19 protein-coding genes are annotated in these 26,450 nt (G+C 41.3%); 5 read left to right on the plus strand and 14 right to left on the minus strand.

The window, feature by feature from the left end; translation table 11 throughout:
- Positions 1 to 104: 104 nt before the first annotated feature.
- The 4 genes from QQK00_RS10630 to QQK00_RS10645 form a co-directional block, all read right to left on the minus strand.
- Positions 105 to 1,415 carry a helix-turn-helix transcriptional regulator gene (locus QQK00_RS10630; protein ID WP_284217484.1) on the minus strand — a complete coding sequence of 437 codons (1,311 nt, stop codon included), beginning with the start codon at positions 1,413 to 1,415 and terminating at the stop codon, positions 105 to 107.
- Positions 1,416 to 1,588: 173 nt separating this feature from the next.
- Positions 1,589 to 2,554 (minus strand): bifunctional helix-turn-helix transcriptional regulator/GNAT family N-acetyltransferase, encoded by a 966-nt coding sequence (locus QQK00_RS10635; RefSeq protein WP_284217485.1) that lies wholly within the window; start codon positions 2,552 to 2,554, stop codon positions 1,589 to 1,591.
- A gap of 197 nt (positions 2,555 to 2,751) precedes the next feature.
- Entirely contained in the window at positions 2,752 to 5,898 is a 3,147-nt protein-coding gene (locus tag QQK00_RS10640) for an efflux RND transporter permease subunit (protein ID WP_284217486.1), read from the minus strand.
- A 12-nt stretch (positions 5,899 to 5,910) separates the two neighbouring features.
- Positions 5,911 to 6,963 (minus strand): efflux RND transporter periplasmic adaptor subunit, encoded by a 1,053-nt coding sequence (locus QQK00_RS10645; protein ID WP_284217487.1) that lies wholly within the window; start codon positions 6,961 to 6,963, stop codon positions 5,911 to 5,913.
- Positions 6,964 to 7,095: 132 nt separating this feature from the next.
- Here QQK00_RS10645 and QQK00_RS10650 point away from each other — a divergent pair, with 132 nt between their 5' ends.
- Together QQK00_RS10650 and QQK00_RS10655 are read left to right on the plus strand one after the other, a co-directional pair.
- Positions 7,096 to 7,632 carry an NUDIX hydrolase gene (locus QQK00_RS10650; protein WP_284217488.1) on the plus strand — a complete coding sequence of 179 codons (537 nt, stop codon included), beginning with the start codon at positions 7,096 to 7,098 and terminating at the stop codon, positions 7,630 to 7,632.
- A 180-nt stretch (positions 7,633 to 7,812) separates the two neighbouring features.
- Entirely contained in the window at positions 7,813 to 8,739 is a 927-nt protein-coding gene (locus QQK00_RS10655) for a GGDEF domain-containing protein (protein WP_284217489.1), read from the plus strand.
- Positions 8,740 to 8,860: 121 nt separating this feature from the next.
- Here QQK00_RS10655 and QQK00_RS10660 read toward each other — a convergent pair whose 3' ends face one another.
- From QQK00_RS10660 to QQK00_RS10670, 3 genes are all read right to left on the minus strand, one after another.
- On the minus strand, positions 8,861 to 13,360 hold the full coding sequence (locus QQK00_RS10660) for an ExeM/NucH family extracellular endonuclease (protein ID WP_284217490.1): 4,500 nt from the start codon (positions 13,358 to 13,360) through the stop codon (positions 8,861 to 8,863).
- A 254-nt stretch (positions 13,361 to 13,614) separates the two neighbouring features.
- Positions 13,615 to 14,154 carry a DUF3016 domain-containing protein gene (locus QQK00_RS10665; protein ID WP_284217491.1) on the minus strand — a complete coding sequence of 180 codons (540 nt, stop codon included), beginning with the start codon at positions 14,152 to 14,154 and terminating at the stop codon, positions 13,615 to 13,617.
- Between the two features lie 118 nt (positions 14,155 to 14,272).
- Positions 14,273 to 14,605: a hypothetical protein gene (locus QQK00_RS10670; protein ID WP_284217492.1), complete on the minus strand. Its 333-nt coding sequence runs from the start codon at positions 14,603 to 14,605 to the stop codon at positions 14,273 to 14,275.
- 298 nt (positions 14,606 to 14,903) lie between these two features.
- On the opposite strand from QQK00_RS10670, the gene ccoG reads away from it, so the two are divergent.
- Positions 14,904 to 16,343, plus strand: coding sequence for a cytochrome c oxidase accessory protein CcoG (gene ccoG, locus QQK00_RS10675; RefSeq protein ID WP_284217493.1), 1,440 nt, complete (start codon positions 14,904 to 14,906; stop codon positions 16,341 to 16,343).
- A 79-nt stretch (positions 16,344 to 16,422) separates the two neighbouring features.
- Complete coding sequence (locus tag QQK00_RS10680; protein ID WP_284217494.1) at positions 16,423 to 17,409, plus strand: serine/threonine protein kinase; 987 nt, start codon at positions 16,423 to 16,425, stop codon at positions 17,407 to 17,409.
- A 28-nt stretch (positions 17,410 to 17,437) separates the two neighbouring features.
- Here the strand turns inward: QQK00_RS10680 and QQK00_RS10685 are convergent, their stop codons facing one another.
- From QQK00_RS10685 to QQK00_RS10695, 3 genes are all read right to left on the minus strand, one after another.
- A complete protein-coding gene (locus QQK00_RS10685) occupies positions 17,438 to 18,286 on the minus strand; it encodes an RDD family protein (protein WP_284217495.1) in 849 nt (282 codons plus the stop codon).
- A gap of 78 nt (positions 18,287 to 18,364) precedes the next feature.
- Positions 18,365 to 18,943, minus strand: a complete 579-nt coding sequence (locus tag QQK00_RS10690) for a hypothetical protein (protein WP_284217496.1) — start codon at positions 18,941 to 18,943, stop codon at positions 18,365 to 18,367.
- A 61-nt stretch (positions 18,944 to 19,004) separates the two neighbouring features.
- Positions 19,005 to 20,456: a hypothetical protein gene (locus QQK00_RS10695; RefSeq protein WP_284217497.1), complete on the minus strand. Its 1,452-nt coding sequence runs from the start codon at positions 20,454 to 20,456 to the stop codon at positions 19,005 to 19,007.
- 522 nt (positions 20,457 to 20,978) lie between these two features.
- Between QQK00_RS10695 and QQK00_RS10700 the strand changes: the two genes are divergently transcribed.
- Positions 20,979 to 21,608 carry a thiol:disulfide interchange protein DsbA/DsbL gene (locus QQK00_RS10700; protein ID WP_284217498.1) on the plus strand — a complete coding sequence of 210 codons (630 nt, stop codon included), beginning with the start codon at positions 20,979 to 20,981 and terminating at the stop codon, positions 21,606 to 21,608.
- 149 nt (positions 21,609 to 21,757) lie between these two features.
- On the opposite strand, the gene QQK00_RS10705 is transcribed toward QQK00_RS10700, so the two are convergent.
- The 4 genes from QQK00_RS10705 to arsH form a co-directional block, all read right to left on the minus strand.
- Positions 21,758 to 23,323 (minus strand): SulP family inorganic anion transporter, encoded by a 1,566-nt coding sequence (locus QQK00_RS10705; RefSeq protein WP_284217499.1) that lies wholly within the window; start codon positions 23,321 to 23,323, stop codon positions 21,758 to 21,760.
- A gap of 73 nt (positions 23,324 to 23,396) precedes the next feature.
- A complete protein-coding gene (chrA, locus tag QQK00_RS10710; protein WP_284217500.1) occupies positions 23,397 to 24,605 on the minus strand; it encodes a chromate efflux transporter in 1,209 nt (402 codons plus the stop codon).
- A gap of 57 nt (positions 24,606 to 24,662) precedes the next feature.
- Entirely contained in the window at positions 24,663 to 25,682 is a 1,020-nt protein-coding gene (gene arsB, locus QQK00_RS10715; protein ID WP_284217598.1) for an ACR3 family arsenite efflux transporter, read from the minus strand.
- Between the two features lie 6 nt (positions 25,683 to 25,688).
- A complete protein-coding gene (gene arsH, locus QQK00_RS10720; protein ID WP_284217501.1) occupies positions 25,689 to 26,450 on the minus strand; it encodes an arsenical resistance protein ArsH in 762 nt (253 codons plus the stop codon).

The following is a 26,450-nucleotide window of genomic DNA, read 5'->3' on the forward strand; positions in this document are numbered from 1 at the left end:
TAAAAGTATATTGAATTAAGAAAGTGGTAGCCTTAAGAAAACAACTCACTTAGATCTTGAAAATATTGAACCATCGATTACTTAAAAAACAACAAGTTGAAGTTTTATTTAAACTTATTATTTGTTAAATCTTGTTGGTAATGCGTAGGACTTTGGCCCGTTATTTTCTTAAAAACAGTACTAAAATAGTTCGCATCATTAAATCCGACAGAAAAAGCCGTATCAGTTACAGACATAGTGGCTAAGAGTATTTTTGCCTGCTCAATGCGATATTCAGATAAATATTGATTAATCGTTTGCTTAGTGTCTTTTTTGAACTTGCGACGCATATAGGATTCACTAACGCTAACTTGCTGCGCCAAGTCACTTGTATCAAATTGCTCATGGTATTTTTCGCGAATATAAATTTTCACCTTCTCCACCAGATGCTCGGAGCGGTTGGTAGGTATATTTTGTATGGCTTCAGACAATTCCAACATTTCAGACGTTGCCAGCTCTCGAACGGATTGGATATCTTTACTCTGCGCAATCGCTTTAATTTTAGCTTCGTTTCGGTCGAGTAATTCGCGCTTATTACCGCCGGCATCAATGGTATTCGACGTCAACAAACTTAAGATGTCTCTTATTTTCAATTTGTAATGATGAATATCTCCTTGAGATTGCAACTCAATGTTTTCAAGCATTTGACGCAGCTCAGGTCTAATATTTTTATTCCCTGACCGTAGTAGAAAATTTAACTCCTCGGTTAATAAGAGTGTCTTGCCTTTCAATTCATTTATGTCTAGGTATACCGCCCATCCCCAGAAGCCCGCTAATAGCGCCGCACCAATGCCATATATCCAGTGAAAACTAAAGAAAAACATACTCAGTAAAAAGAAAATGCCGAAACAAAGCGCCCCGGCTAAAAATGAAAGCGTAATTTTACTTTTTGCTTCAATCAGTTGACGGTAAAGCAAGTATAAACATGGCAATATTAGCATCGAACAAATACCAAACATTGCTGTATACCTGTGCGTTGACCGGTTCGGCTCGAAAGGAAAAAGTGGTTTAATACTGGCGGAAAAAAATATTTCATGATGTGTAATATCGTGCGATAGGACATAAATGACTGAAGTCAGCGGACCAAGAATGTAAGGCGCAACCCAAAGTAATTTATGCATGTCGATTTTGCTCTGCAAGAATAAAGCTGACAATAAACAGGGAAGCCCAACAGAAAAAAGCAAACTGACACGCAAATACAATAAAAATAGGCCTTGGCTTCCACCTGTGAGTTCTTGTGCGGAACGACATAGTAAAAACGCAATGAATATTGCTAAAGAAATAGTAAAGAGATTACGCCCTTTGAGCACACCTCGATAAATCACAACAAAATATAGCAATACCATTAATAACAACTGAGATGAAATTATTGGCATTAGAAAATACTGGAATGTGAGGCTAGTGATTTGCAATTCCATACTGAACGGCACGACTCATTTGTTAACAAAGCTCACGCATTATTAACAAATTTTAAAAACCTGCAAGTAATTTAGCCGATGGGGATGTCACTAATCATTGTTTTTAACCCTGTAATTCAGGCATGCTGTTCCTATGTATTGGACTGATACCTCATCGCCACGTTGCACCGTTCATAATGCCCGCCATACGTTTGCATGATTTTTTCGCAATGCACAAAACCCAATTTTTCATATAAGTGGATGGCAGATTCACACTTTTTGTTCGTCAATAAATAAAGCTTTTTTACTTTCATTGCTTTAGCTTGTTCTATGACATATTGAAGAAGTTTTTCACCAATTTTTTGGCCTCGCATTGACGACAATACGCCCATCTTGGTTAACTCAAATTCACCTTCACCTGTTTTCAATAAAGCGCAGGTCCCCACAATGCCATATAGTGCGTGCTTGGCAAACCAAATATGCCCACCTTGTTTAATAATATTCTCTTCAGGCTGCTGCAACACTTTCTTGTCGATATCTTCGAGTACAAACATATCTTCAACCCATTCGGTGTTTATCACATTAAAAAAAGAAGAGAGCTTTTTTTCAAATGGCAAAAATACAATTTCTTCATTCTTTGTCGCCTGGAGGTGCTCTTTGGTTCTTTCAAGTAAACTCTTTCTTGAAAGTGAACTCTCAAACGCCAACACCGCCTGATAAAAATCATTGCCCTCTTCTTTGCTGAGTTCAATCGCTGCTTTTTCAACACCAGCCCAAACTGGTTGGACGTTTTCTAAGACTACAATACCTTTTGCACTCAACTGCATGATTTTTTTACGCGCATCCTTGTCATCCGCAGCTAGTTCAATTAGCTTCTCATCGAGTAATTGCCGACAGAATTGACTAAGCGCTGGCTGAGACAAACCTAAACGTTCAGACGCGTCGACAACTGACACGCTATGCTTAGCGCGCAACATGGCCAATAAACTAAACCATTTAGGTTGAATGGGGAGTTCGAATTCTGTATATACCGATTGTGCGTCACTCATTAATCTATCACTAAGGCGCTTTAGGCGGCTGCCTAACCCTAGTTCGCCAATTTCATTAAAGTAGTCCATTCTTGCTTCCTTAAACGTTAACCAAACTAGATGAATAATCATTTATATAATCAATTATGTAAATGATTATTTTGTTTGTCAACAGAGAAATTAAGATACCCTAGGCGTGTATATGCACTAGTCTAATGTTCACGATATCAAGTAGTATGATTTCACTTGATATCGTGTGAATGCTTCCGTCGATTTGCTTTATAGACTTAGGCCTTTGAACCTTGCTCTAACGTCGAGCCCTCTACTGGATTTTCACCTTTTGTGTAGGGTAACTCTTCCTCCAACTTTTCTAGCTTACGCGATCTAAGTTCTGGCGAACCTGTGTTTCGAGCTAGGTAGCTGTATGCCGTCGGAATGATAAACAAGGTCATAAAAGTAGAAAATATGACACCGGCAAAAATCACCATCCCTATTACCATACGAGATTCGGCACCAGGTCCAGACGCTAAAACTAACGGCAGCGCACTAAACACTGTCGTAAAGCCGGTCATTACAATTGGCCGCAAACGTTGAGTGGCTGCTTTTTTGATGGCTTCCTCAAATTCTACACCTGAGTCACGCAGTTGATTCGTAAACTCTACAATCAAAATACCATTCTTAGCAGCTAATCCTATCAACATCACCAAGCCAATTTGACTGTAAATATTTATCGACATATCCGCTAAATACAAACCAACATAAGCACCAACAAGCGCCAACGGGACAGTAAACATGATAACGAGAGGGTGTACCCAACTCTCAAACTGTGCGGCTAGCACCAAATAGGTCACAGCTAACGCCAATGCAAAAATGAACACGAAACTAGAGCCAGACTCTTGGTACAACTGCGATTCGCCTTTGTAATCAATCGATACCTGGTCTGGTAGTTCATTTGCGACAATATCTTCCAAAAAGGTAAGTGCTTCCGCAATCGTGTAGTCGTCCGCTAGATTGGCACTGATTGTCACTGCGCGCATTCTGTTGTATCGATTCAAGGTAGTCGATGTCGCTTGCTCTTTTACTGTGACCAAATTATCAAGCGGTATTAGGCGTCCAGTGCGATCAGAACGAACATAAATATTATCGATACTTTCTGGACTTCGATAATCTTCTTCGTTCCCCTCAATGATCACATCGTACTCTTGGCCACGGTCTAAAAAGGTAGACACCCGCCGTTGCCCCAACATGGTTTCCAGCGTTCTTCCAATTTCAGAAATGGACACGCCTAAATCTGCTGCTCTGTCTCGATTTATATCAACCAATAACTGTGGCGATGTTTCTTTGTAATCGGAGTCAATTCTAACCAGTCCCGGATTTTCTCTCGCTTTATTTATGACAATATCTCGCCACGCTACGAGCTCTTCATATGTGTTGCCTTGCAAAACAAATTGAACTGGCCGGCCCAAGCCTCGCCCGCCAATCGCTGAGCGCATAATTGCAAAAGCTCGCACATCTGGTACTTGAGACAATTTACCACTCATCTCACGCATGACATCAAAGGTCGATCGCGTTCGGCTTTCCCAGTCACTCATGCCAACAATTGCAATGCCTGCTCTTCCACCAAACCCTGGGGTTCTTACTAACAAGCGTTCTATCTCACCAGATTCACGATAAGGCATCAAAATTTCTTCAATCTTCTTTAAGTTACGAGAATTACTTTCAAAACTCGCCCCTTCTTGCGCCTGCATTAATATAAAGAAGTTGCCCCTATCTTCTCTGGGTACAAACTCCTCTTTTAATTTACCTTGCATTTGCCAAATTAAAGCGACCGCACCGACCATCATTAACAGCATTAGTATTGGTTGTTTTAAGGTTGTTGTAAGCGCTTTGTAATAACTCGCTTCAAACCGCCCAAATGCCTTGTCCATCCATGCGCCAAAACCAGAGCTTCGTTCGCGTTTTTTCAGTAACTTTGATGCCATCATGGGAGACAAAGTCAACGCAGTAAAACTCGAAAAGGCTACTGCTGCTGCTATCGCTAATGCAAACTCCGTAAATAATCTGCCGATGTTACCTTCTAAAAATACTAAAGGTATAAAGACAGAAATAAGCACCAAGGTTGTTGCTATTACAGCAAAGCCAACTTCCCGAGCGCCTCTATACGCAGCTAGTATTGGCGGTTCACCTAACTCTATCCGTCGATATATATTCTCAAGTACAACAATGGCGTCATCTACCACTAGACCAATGGCTAGCACTAAGGCGAGTAAGGTAAGTAAATTGATAGAAAACCCAAGTGCAAACATGACAATAAATGCGGCAACTAATGAGACAGGCACCGTTACCGCGGGAATGAGTGTCGCCCGCACGTTACCTAAAAATAAATAAATAACGATAACGACCATAATCATTGCAATTGCGAGAGTGTTGTATACTTCGTCTATTGATTCTTCTATAAAAATAGAAGAGTCATAACTTGCTACAATAAAAATATTATCAGGTAAGGTTTTTTCAATTCGATTTATAGCGTCGCGAGCCGAGCGTGCTACCTCCAGCGTATTCGCCTTGGATTGCTTAACAATACCAAGGCCAATCATATTAACACCATCACCCCTAAAATCTGTTTCGTCATCCGCAGCGGTCAATTCTACTGTCGCTACTTCTCGTAGCTTGACCAAATAGCCATCAGCACCGGCAGCAACTGTTAATTCCGCAAAGTCTTCCGGCGACAAAAAGCTTCTTGCTACCCTAACGTCAAAATCACGGTCAGTAGACTCAACTCTTCCTGCGGGCAACTCTACATTTTCACTTCGGATGACCCGCTCAATATCACTAACAGTAATACCGCGAGCTGCCATCGCATTACGATCAAGCCAGACTTTCATTGCATACGTTCGTCCACCGCCTAACTGAACGCGGGCAACACCCTCCGCAATAGACAATCTATCCACCACAAAGCGGTCGGCATAATCGGTCAGCTCCATCACGTTTAGGTTGGTACTGCGCAGGTTGTACCAAATGATTGGGCTTTCATCGGAGTTTGATTTCGCGACTTCTGGGGGCAACGCTTGGTCCGGCAAATTATTCAAGGCACGCGATATTCGCTCTCTTACATCATTTGCTGCAGCATCAATATCTCTATTTAATTGAAACTCAATAGTGATGCTGGAGCGGCCATTTCGGCTAGAAGAAGAAATGTTCTTTATACCTTCAATACCACTGATTCGGTCTTCCAATAATTGGGTAATTCTGCTTTCAATGATATCTGCAGATGCGCCCGGATACTGCGTATTTATTGAGACAATTGGTGGGTCTATATCGGGGTATTCACGTAGCGATAAAAAAGTAATCGCTACCAAACCGAATACCAGTAAGAGTAAATTTACGACTGACGCAAATACGGGTCGTTTAACAGAAAGATCTGAAATAAGCATGCTAACCTCCCCTTACCCAATAATCTTAACCAAAGACCCATCTCGGATACGCAAGGTACCCTCAACGATAACTTTTTCGCCAACAGAAACCCCATCCAAGATTTGAACCAACCCGGGTTTTCTTTCCCCAACCGTTACTTCAACCTTTACAGCTTTGTTGTCGCCATTCACGGTATACAAATATTGTTTGTCGCCATCTGGCACCAACGCGCTTTCAGGCACAACTAGGGCATTTAGCACGCGTTTTTCGATATTGACTTGCAACAGTAGACCTGGTCTTAATTTTAGATCTTCATTGTCAATTTTTGCGCGCACCCTAATAGAGCGAGTAACGGGGTCGATACGCGATTCTACGTTACTTATTTGTCCTGAAAAAATTTCACCCGGATACGCCACTGATGTAGCCGCAATATTTTGCCCATCTGCAAGACTAGACAAGTGGTTTTCACTGACATTAAAGTCAACTTTTATAGTACGCAAGTCATCAAGTGTTGTAATCGTGTCGCCCGGTCTAACTAGACTACCCACACTCACCATTCGCGTGCCTAAGCGCCCGCTAAATGGCGCAATCACTTTAAGTTCTTCAAGTTCAGCTTTTGCAACTTCACGTTGCGCAGATAAGGCTTTAACTCTCGCTTGTTGTTCTTCGAGCAATTGCTGCGAAGCCGCTCGCTCACGCGCAAGCCCCTTAATTCTGCTAAGTTGGCGTTTGGCGTCGGCTAAGTTAATTTCAATTTCATTTAACTTAGCTATCTCGGCGCGATTATTTAGCTGCGCAAGCAGTTGACCTTGCTCAACGGCATCTCCGTCATCAAACAAAATTTCTGTAAGAGTCTCTGCTTGCTGAGCAGTAATATTGACGGACTCATTAGCGACTGCTGTCCCTAGGGCTTCAACCACGACAGGAAAAGATTCTTGTGAGGCTGCTTTTACAGCGACAGGGGTTTGCCCTCCGCCACGTGCATCGCTTGCAACAGGCTGCTGAGGCAGGTTCATATAGGCAATAAAGCCTCCCAACACTATCACACCCAATAGTAGAGGCGATATTTTAATTATTCTACGCATAGTACTCCTCGCTCGCCGACAATATGTCTTCGTTTATTAGGTATTAATGGATCTTTATAAATTTTTTACTTGAGTCTATCTGATACGGTAAGTAGAGTTTGTCACTTATTACTTTGTCAATATACGTGAATTATGACAACTGGATTTAAACTTTACACTTTACCTGTGCTAATACTATTACTTAGTGCATGCAACAAACAAGAAGTATCTGCACCGAGCTGTCGCGTCGACACTAATTTTCATAGTGGATTTAAATCTTCAGGCACGTGCCTAGTGCGAGTAGAAAATAAATTACTCGCTCTCACATATTCCGACAATACATATGACCTGCCAACACGTAAAAATCTTCCAAACGAATCTGGACAATGTGCTGCACATAGAGCTGTGTGGGAAGATACAGGGCTAAATGTACAAGTAAGTGCGCCTTTAGGTGTGTTAGAAAATGGCTCTTGGTTATACGCGTGCCATATGCACGGTGGCTTTGATGGTTCTGAAATTAATATTCCCGTGCCTTCCTGGGCAAACAAACAATTGCTGAACATTGCATTTATCGACCCTTTTACAATTGACGTAAAACAATGGCGTCAACCTGATGATTTTATCAATGTTCGAGACGGCTACATAGCGAGTAAACAACTGCAAAAACCACAGTTAGATAATACGCCCTGAGACTGTATCAAGACAACAGGCACACATCTTATCGAATGAAGACCCCTTACACCTGTATGTTTTTTGAACTTTAGTGTAATTTTTAGTACTATACATAAGTAGTAAAAAAATAATAAGTAATTACTAAAATAAGAAAAATAAATAAAAACGTATAAACGTTTGATAAACCATGGTGCGCATATGAAAATCTTTCTAATTGATGAGGATGCGAAGGAACGTGAGTGGTTAATAGCGACATTAAAAATACTAACCCAAGTAGACGACATTGTTTGTCACGAACGAGGATACGAGTTAGAGGTTGAAGAAAACAGCTTCAATGCTGCATTTATCGTTGTTACTCAAGAACAATTTATTCCTTTACGACGACAACTTTCAAAACAATATTCAGCGAAGGAACTGCCATGTCCGATCTTAGTATTAACCGAAAGTTTTGATAGCTTTGATGTCAGTGGCTACCGCAATTATACATTAGATGCGTTTCCTACACATGCCGTTACACCTGAAATCCTGCGCTACCTATTGAATACCTTAAAAAGAGATTTTAGAAAAGACATGCGTCTCAAACGCCTTGCTCATTATGATGCATTAACTGGCGCCTGTAATAGATACTTATTCAGCGACCGAGCAAAACAAGCAATTACGAGTTCTAGACGTCAGCAAGAACGTATTGCATTTATGTATTTTGACCTCGACAAATTTAAACAGATTAATGATAAATATGGACATGCTACTGGAGATGAATATCTAAAGCGGTTTGTCGCAACGGTAACCGAAAATATACGGGATATGGATACACTTGGCCGTTTTGGTGGTGATGAGTTCGGCCTACTGCTACCAAAGTCAACAGAACTTAACGCAATAAAACTGGCTAAACGCATTTTAGACGCACTCAGTATCCCTCAAGAGATTGATGAGCAAACACTCTCAATTGCGACATCTATTGGCATCGTAGCCTTTCACGGCAATGAATCAAGCGAAGTACTCAACTACAAAAATATTACCGATTGGGCTGATTCAGCTTTATTTTCTGCTAAAAAGAAAGGTAAACACAAATACGCTGTATTCGACCATGCAAAGCTTGTCAACCGTAACGCGGAAGTTGCTTAAAAGTTCAAATAGCTTAAATACAATGCGTGTTGTGGAAACAAAGTACGAATAGTGAATAAAAAAATGCCCGAACAACGTCGGGCATTTTTATGACTTAATTTTTTAGTTATAGGCCAATAACTTAGCTATTCCTTAAAAACTGGATATACAACAATACCCAAGCGGATGTATCGGCACGATTTACCACGCCATCGTTATTGATATCAGCGTCCGGATTGAACCTGTCATCACCTTCACTAGTATTCATTGCCGAAATGATAACAATATAGTCCTGAATACTTAAGGTACCATCATCGTTCAAATCTCCAACGATATCTGCAGCTCCAAGAGCTAGACTAACAAGCACTGGATCATGATCAGAAGAACGGAAAGCTGACTCATCATAATAAGAAACAGGCTTGTCAACACTGGAGCGTGGGAACTGCAAATTATAGTCAAAAGCTTCAGGTTCCGTTGAATTAATATTCCATTCAGCAATACCCGACACCAAATCAACAGCAACTTGATTCGCCATAACGTAATCTAACGTGCCAAATTCACCTCTAAACTGATAACTGAAAGCCTCAGTTCCTAAGTTTTCTGCAAGTAAATTTACAAAACCACCCGCTTCTAACTCGGCAATTGGGTCTTCTTTAGCATACGAATTTAAATCGCCTAAGATGAAAATTGCTTTGCCATCATAATTGTCACCTAACCATGCTTTCATTGCTTTTGCGGCACGTACTCTCGTCAAGTTACATGAGGCTTGTCCATTGTCACTATCATCTCCTGCTCCACATGGACTGCCTTTAGACTTAAGATGATTTATATTAGCTACAAATGTTTGGCCGGAGTCAGACGTAATAAACTCTTGTGCAAACGAAGGCCTATTTCTTCTTGTATTAAATAGCGGGCCATTGTCATCAACAATCGAATTTTCTTCGGTTAAGACTTGTAAAGCACCTCTAGGCTGCACGACGCTGGGTTTATATAACAAACCGACCGTAATAACATCTGTACCCTGAGGCGCACCTGCATCTATATAGGCATATGTATCTGCCCCCATCACAGCATTTAACGCATCTGTCAATTGTGCGATAGCACTATCAGCACCGTAGCCATCATTTTCTAACTCCACAAGACCTACGACATCAGCGTTCATCTCACTGATTGCTGACACGGTTTTTTCTAGTTGACGTTGATACTCGTCAAACGTCGCCGCCCCTCTTGGTGTTGGAAATCCACCACCGATGCCATCACCGTTGAACAGGTTCAACACATTGAAACTAGAAATCGACAAGTTTCCGTCCAATCTTGGAGCATCAGGCCTTCCAGCTACTTCAAAGGTAATATTGCTTACTGGACGCAAGCGGTAATTGCTGAAACCGAAATCTACAACATATTGATTCCCAGAAAATACACGAGTACCAATACGTAAAGGATTAGTCGTCGATAGTTCACCGTCAAACGTCTCTGGAATGCCCGTATAAGATCCATCTGTCAGGTTATCTAAGATCAACTTATTGAGTGCATTTTCTTCTGCTAACGCAACCGCTTCGGTACTTCCTGGTAAGTGAATTTGTGTCGGTGTGAAAATCACATCACTCGACAGCACTACCTCACCAAATCGCGCGTAGTTAGCAATATCACTCACAATTAGGTCAGTCGAGTTTTCGACTAACATATTTTCGAGTGCTTCTAGGCTAGTATTAGACACCAAAGGTAATTCAATGGTAGACGCAAAAACAGTGCCTGTAGAACAACTCCTAGATATCTCATCTGCCACTACCTGTGTTTTACCAAAAGACTCACCTGCTGTGCCTAGCACACGAACAACATCACCACTGGCTAAATTTGCATTGTCAATGTCGGCATATGAAATAAAGAGCGCTTCCGAAGTATTCGGATCGGCATCTTCATCAGCCGCTTCTTCTTGAATAAAGAATCCGCCTAAATCAGGTGTTACAAAACTCACGATTGCTTCAACAACTACTTTTTCGTTGGCCATTGGAGTCGACTCACCAGCACCTTGTACCGCAGAAATAAAGGTTGCTTCATCACCACACTGGCCTAAAACTAGTGTAGAACCGCCGCCACCAGAACCTCCACCGCCGTTTGAACCGTGCGAACCTAAACCATCAAATGTATTTTGTGGAAAACCGTCCCACTCGGTGGCAGGGTCAAAAACATCTGATCCATCGGTATCGCCAACTGAAATGCTTACCTTACGACGAATGGTACGATTTTGTGTACTTGTATCGCCAGTTCCCCATCGGCTACCCGGATCAAAACCGATTTGGCCAATAACATCAAGTGTTTCGCCTTCGCCGTTCACTAGTGCAACGGCATCATCGCCATTGAAGGTAATAGAACCACTTGTTTGATCCGCTACATTTAGTACTTCATCTACCGAGCTGGCGTTTGCAATTACAAACACGTCGTTTGCTAAAAGCACACCCTCAAGTGACGTAGTATTTGGCTCAGTGCGGCCGTTAACATATAGCTCAATGACATAAGTAGATAAATCAATATCACTATTCGTCAAGTTAACAATTTCTAGGGCTTTATTATTGCTGCTACCTTCAATATATTCCGAGAAGAAGATACCCCCTTGGGCTAGTGTAAATGCACCTAACGGAATCTGATTGCCGTCAGTTTCACCATCTAAAGTGTCACGAGGAAGCACTGTCCATTGATTGATATCAAACGTACCGTTTGCACTCGTTTCTGGTGTTCTATATGCATACGAATCTGTATATTCCCAAGCTTCGCCATTGCCACCTACATTTTGATCTCCGTATACGTCCACTAAGACTTGTTCACAAAATAGTTCAATCGCGTCGTCACCATTTATACTGGCAACATTGCTAGTATAGTCAGGGTCAAAACCAAAATAGGCGTTAAATCCACTAGTCTCAGTCGCTATATAAATAAATTCGCCAGCGTTAACGGATACGGCAGGAAAAGTAAACTCTTCACCGTCTGAACCACCACCATTATTTGCGCTACCAATCCCGCAAATACTTAAGTCAGATATGCTTTGCGTTGCAAACAGCTCGATTGCCTTCGGCAAGCCGCCAGATAAGCTACCATCAACTATCGTAGTTAACATTAATGGTGCATTGCCGCCTGTTGGCGTACCTGGGTCCGTCGGATCAGTGGGGTCCGTTGGGTCTGTAGGATCAGTAGGGTCCGTTGGGTCTATAGGATCCGTAGGTGGTTGATCACAGGTCGCTGCAGAATAAATTAAATCAACCCATGCTGGATTATCTATATAAGGGTTTCTGTTCCCTTGGTATTGATATATTTTGTCGTGTCGATTGATTTCCGCTGCATCAACAGGATCTGTTTCATGCCATACGATAAGTTGACATAATTTACCCAATTCTGGATCTCCAGAATTAGTAATTCTGTTCAACAACACCAAATCTGGTGTTTCTTCGCCTTGAGCACCTTGGTAGCGAGTGTCCATATAGAACATCATCCGCGCTACATCACCCTTGATTTCATCTCGAGGTTCAAATGAATCGCCATCAATACGATTAATTGGAGATTCAGACAATTCATTATCAGAATTATCGAAATCTAAATTGCCACGAGAAGAGTTAATCGAAATATCTGTCGGACGCAAATGATGAATATCAGTGAAAGCTTCTTCTGAACGATTTCCAAAGCCATGACTGCTCGGCCAAGAATGTTCACGATTCCAATTGTCCGGATTAGTGCTCTGTGAGCCACTGCCATTGGTAAACTTGCCCTGTGAACGCCCAGAATACCACAATATTACGTTGTCAGTGTTTGACGGATCTTCGTCCGTTGCTGTGAGAGCGCTCCATACTTGCGAATAAGTAAGATTTACTTGGTCTTCTTTCGCCTTCATAGACAATGCTTCTTTGATTTGTTCAGCACTTTGTCCAGCGTCAATCAAGGCTTGAACGCTCGCGTAAAAGTTTTGACTATCAAATGTTGTGGGGTCGGCAACTGCTGATAAATCAGGGCAATTAAAACACGGCGCAACTAAGTCAGGGTCGCCTGGTGTTGGGTCGACCGGGTCTGGATCAACAGGATCAGGGTCTGCGGGGCCACCGTTTATCGTATGTTGACCTAAATTTCCAATAAAATCTCTTGCTTCCGCGGTAAATTCAACACTCGGATCAAATGCATTATTCTCTACGTTATCACCTGTCGAAATCTGAGGATTACGTATTAATGTTGCGTTTTGAGTCGATACACCGCCATTATTCCAAGCACTGCCTGGGTCAACGCCGACTTGTCCAATGCTATCAAGAATGGTGCCGTTGTTTTTCAACACAATTGCATCATCGCCGTTGAAAAAGCTTGAATTACTCGTAAGTTGAGCTAGGGCTAGAATGGAATCGTTCGCATCATTATCTGCAACAACATAAGTGCTGCCGCTAGCTAAATTGCCTGACAACGTAATAGTTGAACCCGGCGATGTCGAGCCATTGAAGTAAAATTCTAAAGTATAAGTTGAAAGATCTATTGAAGCGTCACCAGCATTATAAATCTCTATTGCTTTATTATTCGACGAGCCTTCTATGTATTCAGAAATGAATACGTCAGCTTGTGCAGTAGAGATTGCAGCAGTGGCAAACGCGATTGTCGTTAGTAAGCGTTTCATCACAATTTTCCATTGTTGTTAGTATTTAACCGCTCATCAACACCCTTGTACTGATGATCACGGTTATTAAAAAAACCTGACCAAAGGTACAGGTTTTATATTAACTATATGTGACAAATTGCTTACGTTCTACATAAATTTTTAGGTAGCTATCGTTGATCTATTCAACACAATAAAAACCCCGCTTGAATCGCGGGGTTAAAGTACAAATTTTTTTGTGGGAAACACGCCTTACTTATATAAAATATTGCATATTACGAATTTATTACCTGTTTAAACTCTTTTTCAAACCACTCTGAGATCATTTCTCTCTCATAAAATAAGGCTCGGTGCCTTTGTATCGTCGATAAACCGTCTAAAAAATTCATATCTTTGATTTTAACTTGGTTGTTAGACACAATACTCCCATTTGCGTCTTTCAACTGATATGAAAATTCCATACGAGGTATATCTATACGTTGCAGTACTCGTACGTTATTGAAATTTCTGCGAGTATCACCCGCCATATCTAAATCGGTAACCAATAGCTCCAAGGCATAACCTTCTGGTAGCTTTTCAGACAGTTTTTCGAAGTGCTTATGTAAACGATTGAATACAAATTTTCTATATTTGGGCCTTGGACTGATATGCCCTGACGGAATAACATCATGGAATTCTTTCGGTTTAACCCACTCAATCGACACCTTGCCGTTGTCGATTTCAGAAACATAATTTTCTTCTTCGTCTGCTAATACGACTGACGACGTAAACATTGCAGTAAACATTACTGCGCAAGTAAGCTTTCGTTTATTCATAATAATTCAGCCTCAACAAGGTGTTGTTTTTAAAAGGTGTATTAAAAATATATACACTACGCTAAGATTATTCAAGGAGACCACAGCCAACATATGTATCTAGCTCTGAAACCATAAGTCATCTAGCACCGATTGGTAGAATGCCAGAAGACGTAATTTCTTGACAAAACTTGTCCAAATTCCGACCAAATAAATATGGATTTTTATCATCGCCCGCGCAATACAAACGGTGAAATCTTTGAATACCTTGTATTGTATCAGTTACCTCAAATACATAATCTGTTTGATGCGATTGCAACGACATGTTGTTCCGCATAAAGGCGTCACGCAGCGATGCTATTTTTTGGCGATCGGGCACAGTCAGTACACCGGTCACCCAAGCACTAATTGTCGTTTGCGTCGACGAAAAGAGTTGTTGAACCCAATTTGTTTGCAATAACCATATTATCAATAATATCTGCACAAAAATTATTATGTTGCGCCACATAAACTACACTTCCTATGTCTCCAACCTTAGAGCACGCCCTAGTGTACTTCATTTTCTTTTTTCAAACAGTATTCAAAACTATGCTTAATTATATGACGCATAAAATTCAATTAAGTTCAGCGTCACCCAACTGTCTCTATATTTTTAACAAATGTATAGGGACAAAATTGAAAATATTGATCTTGAATAAGGATCATCATACAAATATTGCTATACTTTCGTTATACATTGCTGCTATTGCCGTGCCTAAGTTGACGATTCAATGAATGACAAAATTAATGTCAAAGACATTACCCCCGTAAAAATTCAAAAGCCTACAAAACCAAAGAATCAGGGGAGTTATTCCGCAAGGAATCGTATTTACGTGCGAGCAGTTAAAGGCTCGTTAGAGAATATTCGCCGTTTTTTTGGGCTCATTTTTCTTGGCATATTTGCCATCATTCCTTGGCTTCAATACAACGGTCAGCAAGCCGTTTTGTTAGATATTGCTGAACAACGTTTCAATATTTTTGCGATGACACTTTGGCCTCAAGATCTTACGGTTGTGGCATATATCTTCATCGTGTCAGCCTTTGCTCTATTTTTTATCACTACATTCGCGGGGCGCGTTTGGTGTGGATTCATGTGTCCACAGACAACTTGGACATTCATTTATATTTGGTTCGAAGAAAAAATTGAAGGGCCACGCAATAAACGAATGAAGCTCGACCAGCGAAATCTAGACTTTGATAAATTCTGGCGAAAAAGCTTGAAGCATTTTTCGTGGCTAGCGGTAGCCGTTCTTACATCACTTACTTTTGTTGGTTACTTTACTGAAATTGATCTATTGTTTATCGAGTTTTTTACCTTCAATACCACCTTCTGGCTCGGTTTTTGGGTCGTATTTTTTGCTGCTTGCACATATGGAAATGCTGGCTTTATGCGAGAGATCATGTGTACTCATATGTGCCCCTATGCGCGCTTTCAGTCTGCAATGTTTGATAAAGACACATTTACCGTATCTTATAACGCCGCTAGAGGCGAACATAGAGGCCCCAGAACTCGAAAAATGCCTAAGGAAACTTTGATTGAAAAAGGGCTAGGTGACTGCATCGATTGTAACCTTTGTGTTCAAGTATGCCCTACTGGCATCGATATTCGCAACGGCCTTCAGTATGAATGCATAAATTGTGGCGCATGCGTTGACGCTTGCAATGGTGTGATGGAAAAAATGGGCTACGAACCAAAACTTATCAGTTTTACATCCGAGCATGAGCTTTCAGGTGGCACTACCAAAATAATTAGACCTAAACTCATTGGGTATGCATTTGTACTGATAATTATGACCGGTATGTTAGTCTTTGATATCGCGACACGAGTCCCTATCGAAATTGACATTATAAGAGACAGAAACTCGCTGGATAGAGAGACAATAGACGGCTTAATCGAGAACGTATATACCGTAAAAATACTAAATAAGTCCCAGCACGATAAAGTCTTTACCCTGAGTATAAAAGGGCTTTCTAGTCCAGTTTTGTACGGTGACAATCAAGTTGCCGTAGCCGGCGGTGAAGTATATACCTTGCCGGTCAGCGTTGCAGTAGACCCGTCAGATTTAGAGATAGGTACAGAACAAATATACATTAGTGTTAAGACGACGGATGAAAACGGGGAAACAATCGTTGTAGATGAATCAACAACGTTCATTTTCACTGGTTTTTAATGCAATGCGTCCTTGGGAGGTGCAGCACTAAATGGTATGCTTCGGCAATAAACGCTTTTCCTAAGTTGGTAAATTACCTTTGTCTGCGCAAGATTTCAGTTTTCAAAATTTAACCCCCGACCTGATTCTAGATGCTATTGAAAGTTTAGATGTGCGAGTAGACTCTGGATTGCTAGCACTTAATAGCTATGAAAATAGAGTCTATCAGTTTCGTCTTGACGACAATGAGCGATATGTTGCTAAATTTTATCGTCCAGAACGGTGGACGAAAGCCCAAATTATCGAAGAACATACGTTTGCGCGAGAACTTCAGGAAGCTGAATTACCGGTAGTCGCGCCAACACTATTTGATGGGAAAAGCTTACATGAATTTCAAGGATATTGGTTTTCACTGTTTCCTTCGGTAGGAGGACGACAATTTGAAGTCGACAATCTAGATCAAATTGAATGGATGGGCAGATTAATTGGCAGGATCCATAAAGTCGCAAGTACTAAAAACTTTGCCCATCGACCAGATATTTCAATTGTTGCTTACCTAAATGAACCTCGCGAACGTCTTGCAAATTCAAGCATTCTACCGCACCATTTACAACACCCTTTTATGGTAATTTTAGAACAAGTAATCGAAGAAACGGTGTCACAGTATAATACCAATGATACGCAAATTCGTTTGCATGGCGACTGTCACCCGGGCAACATATTATGGCAAGACGGGCCAATTTTTGTAGATTTAGATGACTGTAGGCAAGGACCAGCAATACAAGACTTATGGATGATGCTAAGTGGAGATCGACAACAACAGTTACTGCAAATTGATACACTGATTGAAGCGTACGACGAATTTCACCATTTTGACCACAAACAGTTAGCGCAAATTGAACCTTTACGTGCTATGCGAATGGTACATTACATGGCTTGGTTAGATAAGCGCTGGCAAGACCCCGCATTTCCTGCTGCTTTTCCTTGGTTTGGTGAAGATAAATATTGGGAAAATCAAATTCTAGCACTCAAAGAACAACTATCTAGCTTAAGAGAACCACCACTTAGCCTTCAACTTCAAATCTAAGTAAAGTTGGAGTAACCTTGTGTCCAGGTTAACTAGATTTGTTGGGGGTGTAGTTCTCTTTAGGTTTATGTTTATCTATCACTAATGTTTCAGATATTTTATCTTGAATCGCTTGCCGATTTGCATCCCAATAAATTTGGAAAAATCCAAGTAATCCTGTTGCAATGCCAGCGCCATATCCACCGTACCGGCCAAAGCTCTCCCAAATGTTTAGATCACTGCCATCCAATTTGATAACTTTTACACCCAGCAATAACTTTCCAAATGTCTGGCCCTTAAATAAGGTCGTCAAGGCAGTAAAATACACTGCTGCCCAACCAAAACCGATGCCCAAATCAGTAGCAATGCCCTTTACCCATGAAATTATACTATAGTCACTCGTCTGCTTATTTATTTCACTTTGTTTATTGTCGTCATGGAGCGTTGGGTCAGAAGGCTGCGACTCAGTCGATAAAGTACTTTCGCTTGCAGACTCTGGTTTAATTTGATTTTGGGGCGCGTAGCTATCCATCCAATAGAAATCTAGCGCAGATAAAATCACAATGATGCTAGCGACTATTACTAAAATGCGTTGCCACGTTCTAAATCTATCTTCTCGCCGAAAACGTTTGCTAACGAACAATAACAAGACAGCAATCAATATTGCTAAAGCATGCCCGCTGACACCTGAGATCGCACTTATGATGACAAGATCAAAACCGATGGCTATTACTCGCCGAGACGGGCTAGCTAAGGGAGTACCATACAAGCCAGCTGATACACCAAAAGCATAAGGAGTAATGATATCCTTTCTATCTTTTTTGTTTAGACTTGCAGATTGCTGATCTACTTCCAAATTATCGGACTGAGGGTTTCTTGGCTTTATAGATTCGGACACAGCGTATTAGTCAATTTAAGGTATTAAAAATTATTTCCTCATAGCATACGATAATTGTCAACGCTTTCAGCATATCTCCTAGCCATGAAACATTTTGAATAACAGTTGTTGATCAAAGATACTCTCTATCTCAATGTCCGTATTGTGGGCGTAAGTTTTGACTGCATCCTTAAAATTCGTCGTGATTTCAGCATTAATATCACCCGAAAATATGTTTAAATCGGAGAGTTTCTGTTTCATACGCATAACAACTTGGTCGTATACAACATAAGTTTTACTGTTAGCGGAGAAAGTGACCGCACTTTTATAGAGATCAATTTTTTCAGTCCCTAGTTTGGTCACCATATCAGTTGCCGCCTGAAAAAAAGATTTTTCAGTATTAAGTATGCAATGTTGGTACATATAGTTGCCTAAGGTCTCAACATTTTCCCAAGACGTCAGATCAAAAGTATCGATGAGATGTTGATTGTGAGACGTAATAAAGCCGTTTAGCCAACCGGCAAATAGATACTTTTGTTGATTATTCGACTGAATAATAGACACATAAGATTTACAACCTACATTTCCCACGCCTTTAATGGCAAATTGTCCATTCTTATCTGCACCGATGGCTTGGCAAGACATTAGAACGATTAGCATAGAAATGATTCTAGTCATATTTCATCCGTGATGAAGAGACGCTTATGGACGGAAAAGTCCATAAGCGCACAGAGTAGCATTAAGCGACAAGTTTACGCCTTGTAATGAAGAACACAAGGCCAGCAACGACAAACAAAATTGTAGCAGGACTCGTTACCGATGGTGTCGGTGTAGTACTCGCCAAAATAGCATCCATCGTCATACGCGACGCTACACCGGACCAATCAAGAAACAGCGGAAATGCCCTAACTAAGTCAGGATCATCAATATCGAGTAAGCGATCTAAACCAACCAATGAAAATGACGAAACCATGCTTGCCAAGGTAGTAAAATCAAATATATCCCCTGGCGCCAATGTGGTCACAAACATGCCGTCAACAAATAAATCAATATCGCCAAAGCCGAACGAAGCATCGGGTGTTTCAAGCATAGTAAAGTATGCACCGCCTTCAAGTTCATATGCAAACCCTTCAGCGTAAGGTGGATCAAACCAAAAACCTGGCTCAGGAGATTCAAATACAAATTCGCCCGGCGCAGGTACAAATGGCAAAATAGGGTTATCTGGCGTAGAACCAAGTTCTACACCGCCTACACCACCAAATGCGAATAAGAATGTAGCCGGTTCGCCTAAACCTGGCGACGCCGCTTGTTGGCCAAGACTATAGACGTCTGCCTGCAATGTGGTCAGTGCAGATAATGCATCCGCCTCAGAGCCAGCAGATCCATAAAAGATATTAAACGTTCTCGAGTCGCCAGCAGCCAAGTCACCAAACGCGAAATCAAACACTGAACCATGATCTGCAGGCCCATTATCAACAAAATCGACATTTACGGTTGAAAAGTCTTGCGCGCCCGCTGCTGAGTTGGGGTTAGCCGAGGCAAAACCATTATCACTGGCATAGCGCACATTCCCACCCGCTGACTCCAAATTAGCTTCGACACCACTATGAGTAACAAACTCATTAAACTCAGTGGGTGGAATATCCCAGTCCATAACACGACGATACACTACATCATCAATGGTACTTGAAGTATTATTCCGGATGGTGACTGAGCCTTGAAATACGCCTTCAGCAAGCGAAAAGCCATAAGCATGCGTGACCGAAATGTCGGCATCTGAAAGGTTGACCAAGGACGTGATTGATGTGTCGGTTGAACCAAATGTTCCACCATCAATGCCAAATACACCATCTACGGCAATATTAGCACCGGCACCAAGCCTTGCAGTACCAACCGTCGCAGCCACGCCCCAGCCCTCGCACAAACAACCGGGTGACGTTGAATCACCAATACCGTTGCGCCAAAGACCAACTGGAGAGCCACCAAATTCAGCTAGGAACTCGTCTGAAATTCCGTCAACATCCGAAGGAAACACATTTAAATGCCCTTCATTGTTGACCCCAAGATATGAATCGCCATATTGGATAATGGCATTTGAATGAGCATTAAACGGAACTACTATGCTAGATGCAAGTAGAGCCGCAACAGCAAGCCCTTTTCGAGTAAAGTTAAGTGACGTTAATGTCTTCATTATGTTTTCCTTGTTGAACGACTAATTTAACTACATTTACTACATAGACTACTTTATAAACTACATTTGATTAACAAATAAGCAAAAAATAAGCCATAGAATTTTGTTAATAATTTCATTAACTTAAGTTTTCAATCAGTTGCAATTGTGTTTAGTTGTAAATTTTACTGACACAAAAATTCATTAATGTGCTGAAACCGACAACCAACACCATTGAAAATAAATGAAGTAAAATCAGGAAATTATCTATTAGGAAAAAGACATCAATGCCCTATTTAACGTGTTAATGGGAACTATTTTCATATTGAATCGGTCAAGTACTAGGATAAGTTGTAAATTGAATTGACATTACGCACTAACTATTGAGTATTTCGTGCGATGACACTTGTACTTGGCATTCGTCATTAATAGGATACAATTGTCAGTGATAATACGGCAAAGACAACGCACACTATTTATTGTGTTAGTTGCCCATAAGATAGCTAGCACTAAAACTATATGGTTTTTAAATTAGGACTTTACATGAAAAAATTTTTACTCGGCCTTAGCATTGCCCTTCTTTTTCCACTTCAAGCATTGGCGCAAGTGACCCTATGGCAAGAAGGCACTCACTATACAGTCATAAGTGACAAAGCCAGCGCTAAACCCGTAGTGCAAGAATACTTTTCTTTTTGGTGCCCTGCGTGCTTTAGATTTGAACCGTTAATGCAAGAAGTAAAGTCGAAGCTCGATGACGGCGTAAAATTCGATAAAATTCATGTGAATTTCATGCGTTTTACATCACCTGAAATCCAGGACGCAGCCACAAGAGCAATGATGATTGGGCGTCAACTTAAACTAGACAATAAGCTAAATGATGCAATTTTCAGTTTGATTCACGTGCAAGGTAAAGGACAAGAAATTAAAAGTATCGACGACTTTAAAGCTGCATTTGTTGCCAATGGCGTTGATAGTGAAGAGTTTGACAAACTAGCTTCCAGTTTTGGTGTCACCAGTCTTGTAAACAGAAATAACAAGCAAATCCAAAAAAATAGAGAAAACATCAGCGGCGTACCAAACGTAATCGTTAACGGTAAATACCAAATTAAAGGCGGTGTTAAATCTGCAGAAGAATATGTTCAATTAGTGAATTGGTTAGCAAAACAAAAATAACCAATACTTAATACTAGTAGCATAAAATCATCAACAGGTATTATTGATGATTTTATGTTAACCCGTCCATACTAGTTTATGAATGAATAGAGCGCCTGTCGCTAAATCGTCAGACGCCTTACCCTTCAAATCATTCAAATAAAACAGAACTACCCTAATTTATCTGACACAATTCGATAACGCGGGTCTTCATTTACATTTATCTCTACATAGTCACTGGCTTTCTTAAGCAAAGTTTGACACTCAGAGCTAATATGTCGAATGTGCAGTGTTTTACCTTGAGCTTTGTATTTGTCTGCTAGTCCATCTAAGGCATCTATGCCAGATGAGTCCCAGATGCGCGATTCTTTGAAGTCAATGACCACATCTTTCGGATCATTTTGTGGGTCAAATATGTCTTTAAAGTAACTCACTGAACCAAAAAACAGTGGTCCATCCAAGTCATACACTTTCCAACCATCTTCATCAGTATGGGTTTTCGCTACAATATGCGTTGCATGCTTCCACGCAAAGACTAAGGCCGATACGATAACACCAACGACTACCGCTATGGCTAAATCAGCAATGACCGTTATGCCTGTGACAAGGAACAACACAAACGCGTCCTCTTTGTTTACGCCTCGAATAATGCGAAAACTCGCCCATTCGAAAGTACCAATTACGACAACGAACATTACGCCAACAAGTGCCGCTAGCGGAATCATTTCAATTAATGGCGCAGCGAACAGAATAAAGCCTAATAGCACTAATGCCGCTGAAATACCGGATAAACGGCCGCGACCTCCACTGTTAATATTAATCATACTTTGACCAATCATGGCACAACCACCCATCCCGCCAAAGAAGCCATTGACAGTATTGGCAACGCCCTGACCCACACACTCTTTGTTGCCGCGACCACGAGTATCAGTCATCTCATCAATGAGCGTTAGCGTAAGGAGTGACTCAATCAAGCCAACTAAGGCTAAAATAATTGCAGTAGGTAAAATGATATAAAGGGTGTCTAAATTAAAAGGTACCATTGGTATCGAAAAGCTGGGCAGTTCGCCAGCCAAGGTTACCGTCGCTTTTTCATTTTCAGGCACCATGTCACGCACAAAATCAATTACCGTGCGAGCTTCTAGATCTAAACCATGAACGAGTAAGGTCACAGAAATAATAGCGACCAACGACGCAGGCACTGCTTTCGTTAATTTTGGCAACAAATAAATAATTGCCATTGTTAAGCCAACTAAGCCAAGCATCCAATACAACATTGAACCGCTCATCCATGTTAAATCACCAAGCGCATTGGTGACTTTAAATTGCCCTAGCTGCGCTAGAAAAATAACGATTGCTAAACCATTCACAAAACCCAACATGACTGGGTATGGCACTAAACGTATGAATTTTCCGAGCTTAAAAACGCCTGCCAATATCTGTAATATTCCAGCCAATACCACCGCAGCAAATAAATATTGCACACCATGCTGTGCGACTAATGCAACCATTACAACAGCCATCGCACCCGTTGCACCTGAGATCATGCCCGGACGACCACCAATAGCTGAGGTAATCAACCCCATCATGAAAGCGGCGTAAAGTCCGATCATTGGCTCTACACCAGCAACGAAGGCAAAAGCGACTGCTTCCGGCACAAGTGCAAGTGCAACGGTAATCCCCGACAATAAGTCATTTTTGACATTGCCTTGAGTACCATTAAAATTATTAAACATACTAAAATAGCTCTAAAACATACGAGGGGCGCGAGTCTATCAAAAAATAATCAACATTTCCTACAATAGATTGTTAATTGGGATACAACGCCTTAGCGCCAAAGGCGAAAAACAAACTCAATACAACAACGATTAACGGAGACAGAGAAAAGCGTTTGAGCAATACAAACGCCAGTGCAACAAATATGAGATCAGCTATGTGACCAATAGAAGCCAACAATAGTGGATTTATGAAAGCAGCAGCAAGTACACCAACAACCGCCGCATTTATGCCTGCCACTGCATTTGCAATTAAAGTAAAACGCTGCATTTTATACCAGTACGGGAGTACACCGACCATTAATAGAAAACCCGGTAAAAATATTGCCACAGTCGCTAATAACACTACTGCAGTTGGAGGTAGACTAGATGATATGTTTGCACCCAAATAGGCAGCAAATGAAAATAAAGGTCCAGGCAAGCTTTGAGAAGCGCCATAACCAGCCAGAAACGTTTGCTCGCTTAACCAAGCGTTATTTACAGTAAGATCTTCGAGTAACGGCAATACGACATGACCTCCACCAAAAACTAAGGCACCCGCTTGATAAAATCCACCTGCAATTTGTGCGCTATTTTCTCCATAAGGCGCCACAAAAACAGCCATAAGCAATAAAACAAAAAATAAGATTAAACAAGCACGCGCTATGTGCTTGTTTACCTGAAGCGCTGTATTTAACGCCAGTGCATTGGTCCTATCTGCGCTGCTAGCAGTGAAAAAATAACCACCAATCACCGCCGCTACCAGCAATACAATCAACTGCAATCCGATAATTGGAAAGGCAATTAAGACAACAGCACTGACAACCGCTAATGACTTTAGTAGCAGCGTAGAACAAAGTTTCGCCCACATCCCCCAAACGGCGTCAGCAACAATGATACAGGCAGCGAGCTTTAAACCATGAATCAGCATAGTTTGCACTTCGATAGAAACAAATTCGATGATGTAAGCGAAACCAAGTAATAAGCACACTGAGGGCGCAGTAAATGCGATAAAAGCCGCAAATGCGCCAGCAAATCCAGCTTGTGAATACCCCAAGGCAAAACCAACTTGACTACTTGCTGGGCCAGGTAAAAATTGGCATAAACTCACTAACTCTGCATATTGCCTGTCACTTAGCCATTGACGCTTTTCAATTAAACTTTGTCTAAAATACCCCAGATGGGCAACTGGACCACCAAAAGATGTGCAACCTAAGACCAAAAAGCGCCAAAATACATCTATTACATTGTTAATTGTGTTCATATTCACTAAAACCCCTTGCAGGTAGTGACAAGTAACTTGTCGCTCGTTGATTCAGTGCTAAGCAGAAAACCAATGCCGTGTTTTGTTTACGAACCATACTAAAGATAACATCACCGGCACTTCGACTAACACACCAACTACCGTAGCTAGCGCGGCACCAGAATGAAAGCCAAACAGTGAAATAGCGACCGCCACCGCGAGTTCGAAAAAGTTTGACGTGCCAATCATACAAGCTGGTGCAGCAATATTATGTGGTAACTTCATGTACTTTGCCGCCCAGTAAGCAATGACAAAAATACCATATGTTTGAAGTAATAAGGGAATCGCAATCAATACAATGGCTTCAGGCTCAGAGAGTATCTTTTCTGATTGAAAACCAAACAACAAGATAACCGTACCAAGTAACCCAATAATCGACCAAGGCTTAATTTTATTAAGGGTGTGAGTTAGTTGCGTTAAACCGGTATTTTTTTCAAACCAATGCCGAGATACAACCCCAGCAATAAGCGGAACGAGCACATACAACACGACTGAAAGAATCAGTGTATCCCAAGGTACAGTAATGTCGGTGATGCCCAGCAACAGCCCCGCAATAGGCGCGAATGCAAAAATCATGATTACGTCATTGATGGAGACCTGCACCAAAGTGTAATTAGCATCCCCTTTAGTTAGCTGACTCCATACAAAGACCATAGCAGTGCAAGGTGCAACGCCAAGCAAAATCATACCGGCAATGTATTCATTCGCAGTTTGAGGATCTACCCAATCGGCAAATATCCCCTTAAAAAACAACCAACCTAAAAAGGCCATGGTGAAAGGTTTAATAAGCCAATTGACAACAAGCGTGAGCAAAAGGCCTTTAGGGTTTTTGCCTACTTGCTTGATTGAAGAAAAATCAATTTGTAACATCATTGGGTAAATCATTACCCAAATAAGTACAGCAATCACTAGGTTAACATGCGCATATTCTACGCTAGCCACAAATTGGAAAACACTCGGTACAATGCTGCCCGCGGCAATACCTAAAACAATCGCCAAGCCAACCCACAATGATAAATAACGTTCGAATAGCCCCATCATTCTTTACTCTGTCGATTCATTCACACGCTTACTTAATTCCGCCGCAGACTCCACTCTCTCTGAGTATCTGTCAACAAAATGCGATTTGTTGTCCCGTAAGAGCAACGTAAACTTCATCAGCTCTTCCATTACATCAACAATACGGTTGTAATATGGCGATGGCTTCATTCGGCCATTGTCTTCAAATTCCAAAAAGGCTTTTGCTACCGAAGACTGATTAGGAATAGTCACCATCCGCATCCAGCGCCCTAAAATACGCATTTGATTGACGGCATTAAAAGACTGCGAGCCACCACACACCTGCATTACCGCCAAGGTTTTTCCTTGTGTCGGACGCACGCCGCCAAGACTAAGCGGTACCCAATCAATCTGGCTTTTTAAAATACCCGTCATTGCACCATGACGCTCTGGCGAACACCAAACCTGCCCTTCAGACCACAGCATCAGCTCACGCAACTCCTGCACTTTTGGGTGGGAGCTATCTTCACCATCAGGCAGTGGCAAACCTTTCGGGTTAAAGATTTGTACTTCCGCGCCAAAATCCGTTAGTAATCTTGCACACTCTTCAATCACTAAGCGACTATATGAGCGTTCTCTGAGTGAGCCGTATAAGAGTAAAATACGAGGTTTATGCTTACTGAAGCTCTTGCTAAAATTTTCTGTGTTTGGCGTAGGTAATTCGGAAAAATTTACGTTAAGTAGGTCGGTACTTGGCAAATCGCGACGATGTAAATCATCGCTTATCGAATCTTTGTTTCCAGACAT

The sequence above is a fragment of the Agaribacter marinus genome (assembly GCF_030160655.1).
Lineage (GTDB): Bacteria > Pseudomonadota > Gammaproteobacteria > Enterobacterales > Alteromonadaceae > Glaciecola > Glaciecola marina.

Coding starts and splice junctions, on each gene's coding strand:
- QQK00_RS10630 (WP_284217484.1), bottom strand. CDS start 1,415: ATGCCAATAATTTCATCTCAGTTGTTATTAATGGTATTGCTATATTTT.
- QQK00_RS10635 (WP_284217485.1), bottom strand. CDS start 2,554: ATGGACTACTTTAATGAAATTGGCGAACTAGGGTTAGGCAGCCGCCTA.
- QQK00_RS10640 (WP_284217486.1), bottom strand. CDS start 5,898: ATGCTTATTTCAGATCTTTCTGTTAAACGACCCGTATTTGCGTCAGTC.
- QQK00_RS10645 (WP_284217487.1), bottom strand. CDS start 6,963: ATGCGTAGAATAATTAAAATATCGCCTCTACTATTGGGTGTGATAGTG.
- QQK00_RS10650 (WP_284217488.1), top strand. CDS start 7,096: ATGACAACTGGATTTAAACTTTACACTTTACCTGTGCTAATACTATTA.
- QQK00_RS10655 (WP_284217489.1), top strand. CDS start 7,813: ATGAAAATCTTTCTAATTGATGAGGATGCGAAGGAACGTGAGTGGTTA.
- QQK00_RS10660 (WP_284217490.1), bottom strand. CDS start 13,360: ATGAAACGCTTACTAACGACAATCGCGTTTGCCACTGCTGCAATCTCT.
- QQK00_RS10665 (WP_284217491.1), bottom strand. CDS start 14,154: ATGAATAAACGAAAGCTTACTTGCGCAGTAATGTTTACTGCAATGTTT.
- ccoG (WP_284217493.1), top strand. CDS start 14,904: ATGAATGACAAAATTAATGTCAAAGACATTACCCCCGTAAAAATTCAA.
- QQK00_RS10690 (WP_284217496.1), bottom strand. CDS start 18,943: ATGACTAGAATCATTTCTATGCTAATCGTTCTAATGTCTTGCCAAGCC.
- QQK00_RS10695 (WP_284217497.1), bottom strand. CDS start 20,456: ATGAAGACATTAACGTCACTTAACTTTACTCGAAAAGGGCTTGCTGTT.
- QQK00_RS10700 (WP_284217498.1), top strand. CDS start 20,979: ATGAAAAAATTTTTACTCGGCCTTAGCATTGCCCTTCTTTTTCCACTT.
- QQK00_RS10705 (WP_284217499.1), bottom strand. CDS start 23,323: ATGTTTAATAATTTTAATGGTACTCAAGGCAATGTCAAAAATGACTTA.
- chrA (WP_284217500.1), bottom strand. CDS start 24,605: ATGAACACAATTAACAATGTAATAGATGTATTTTGGCGCTTTTTGGTC.
- arsB (WP_284217598.1), bottom strand. CDS start 25,682: ATGGGGCTATTCGAACGTTATTTATCATTGTGGGTTGGCTTGGCGATT.
- arsH (WP_284217501.1), bottom strand. CDS start 26,450: ATGTCTGGAAACAAAGATTCGATAAGCGATGATTTACATCGTCGCGAT.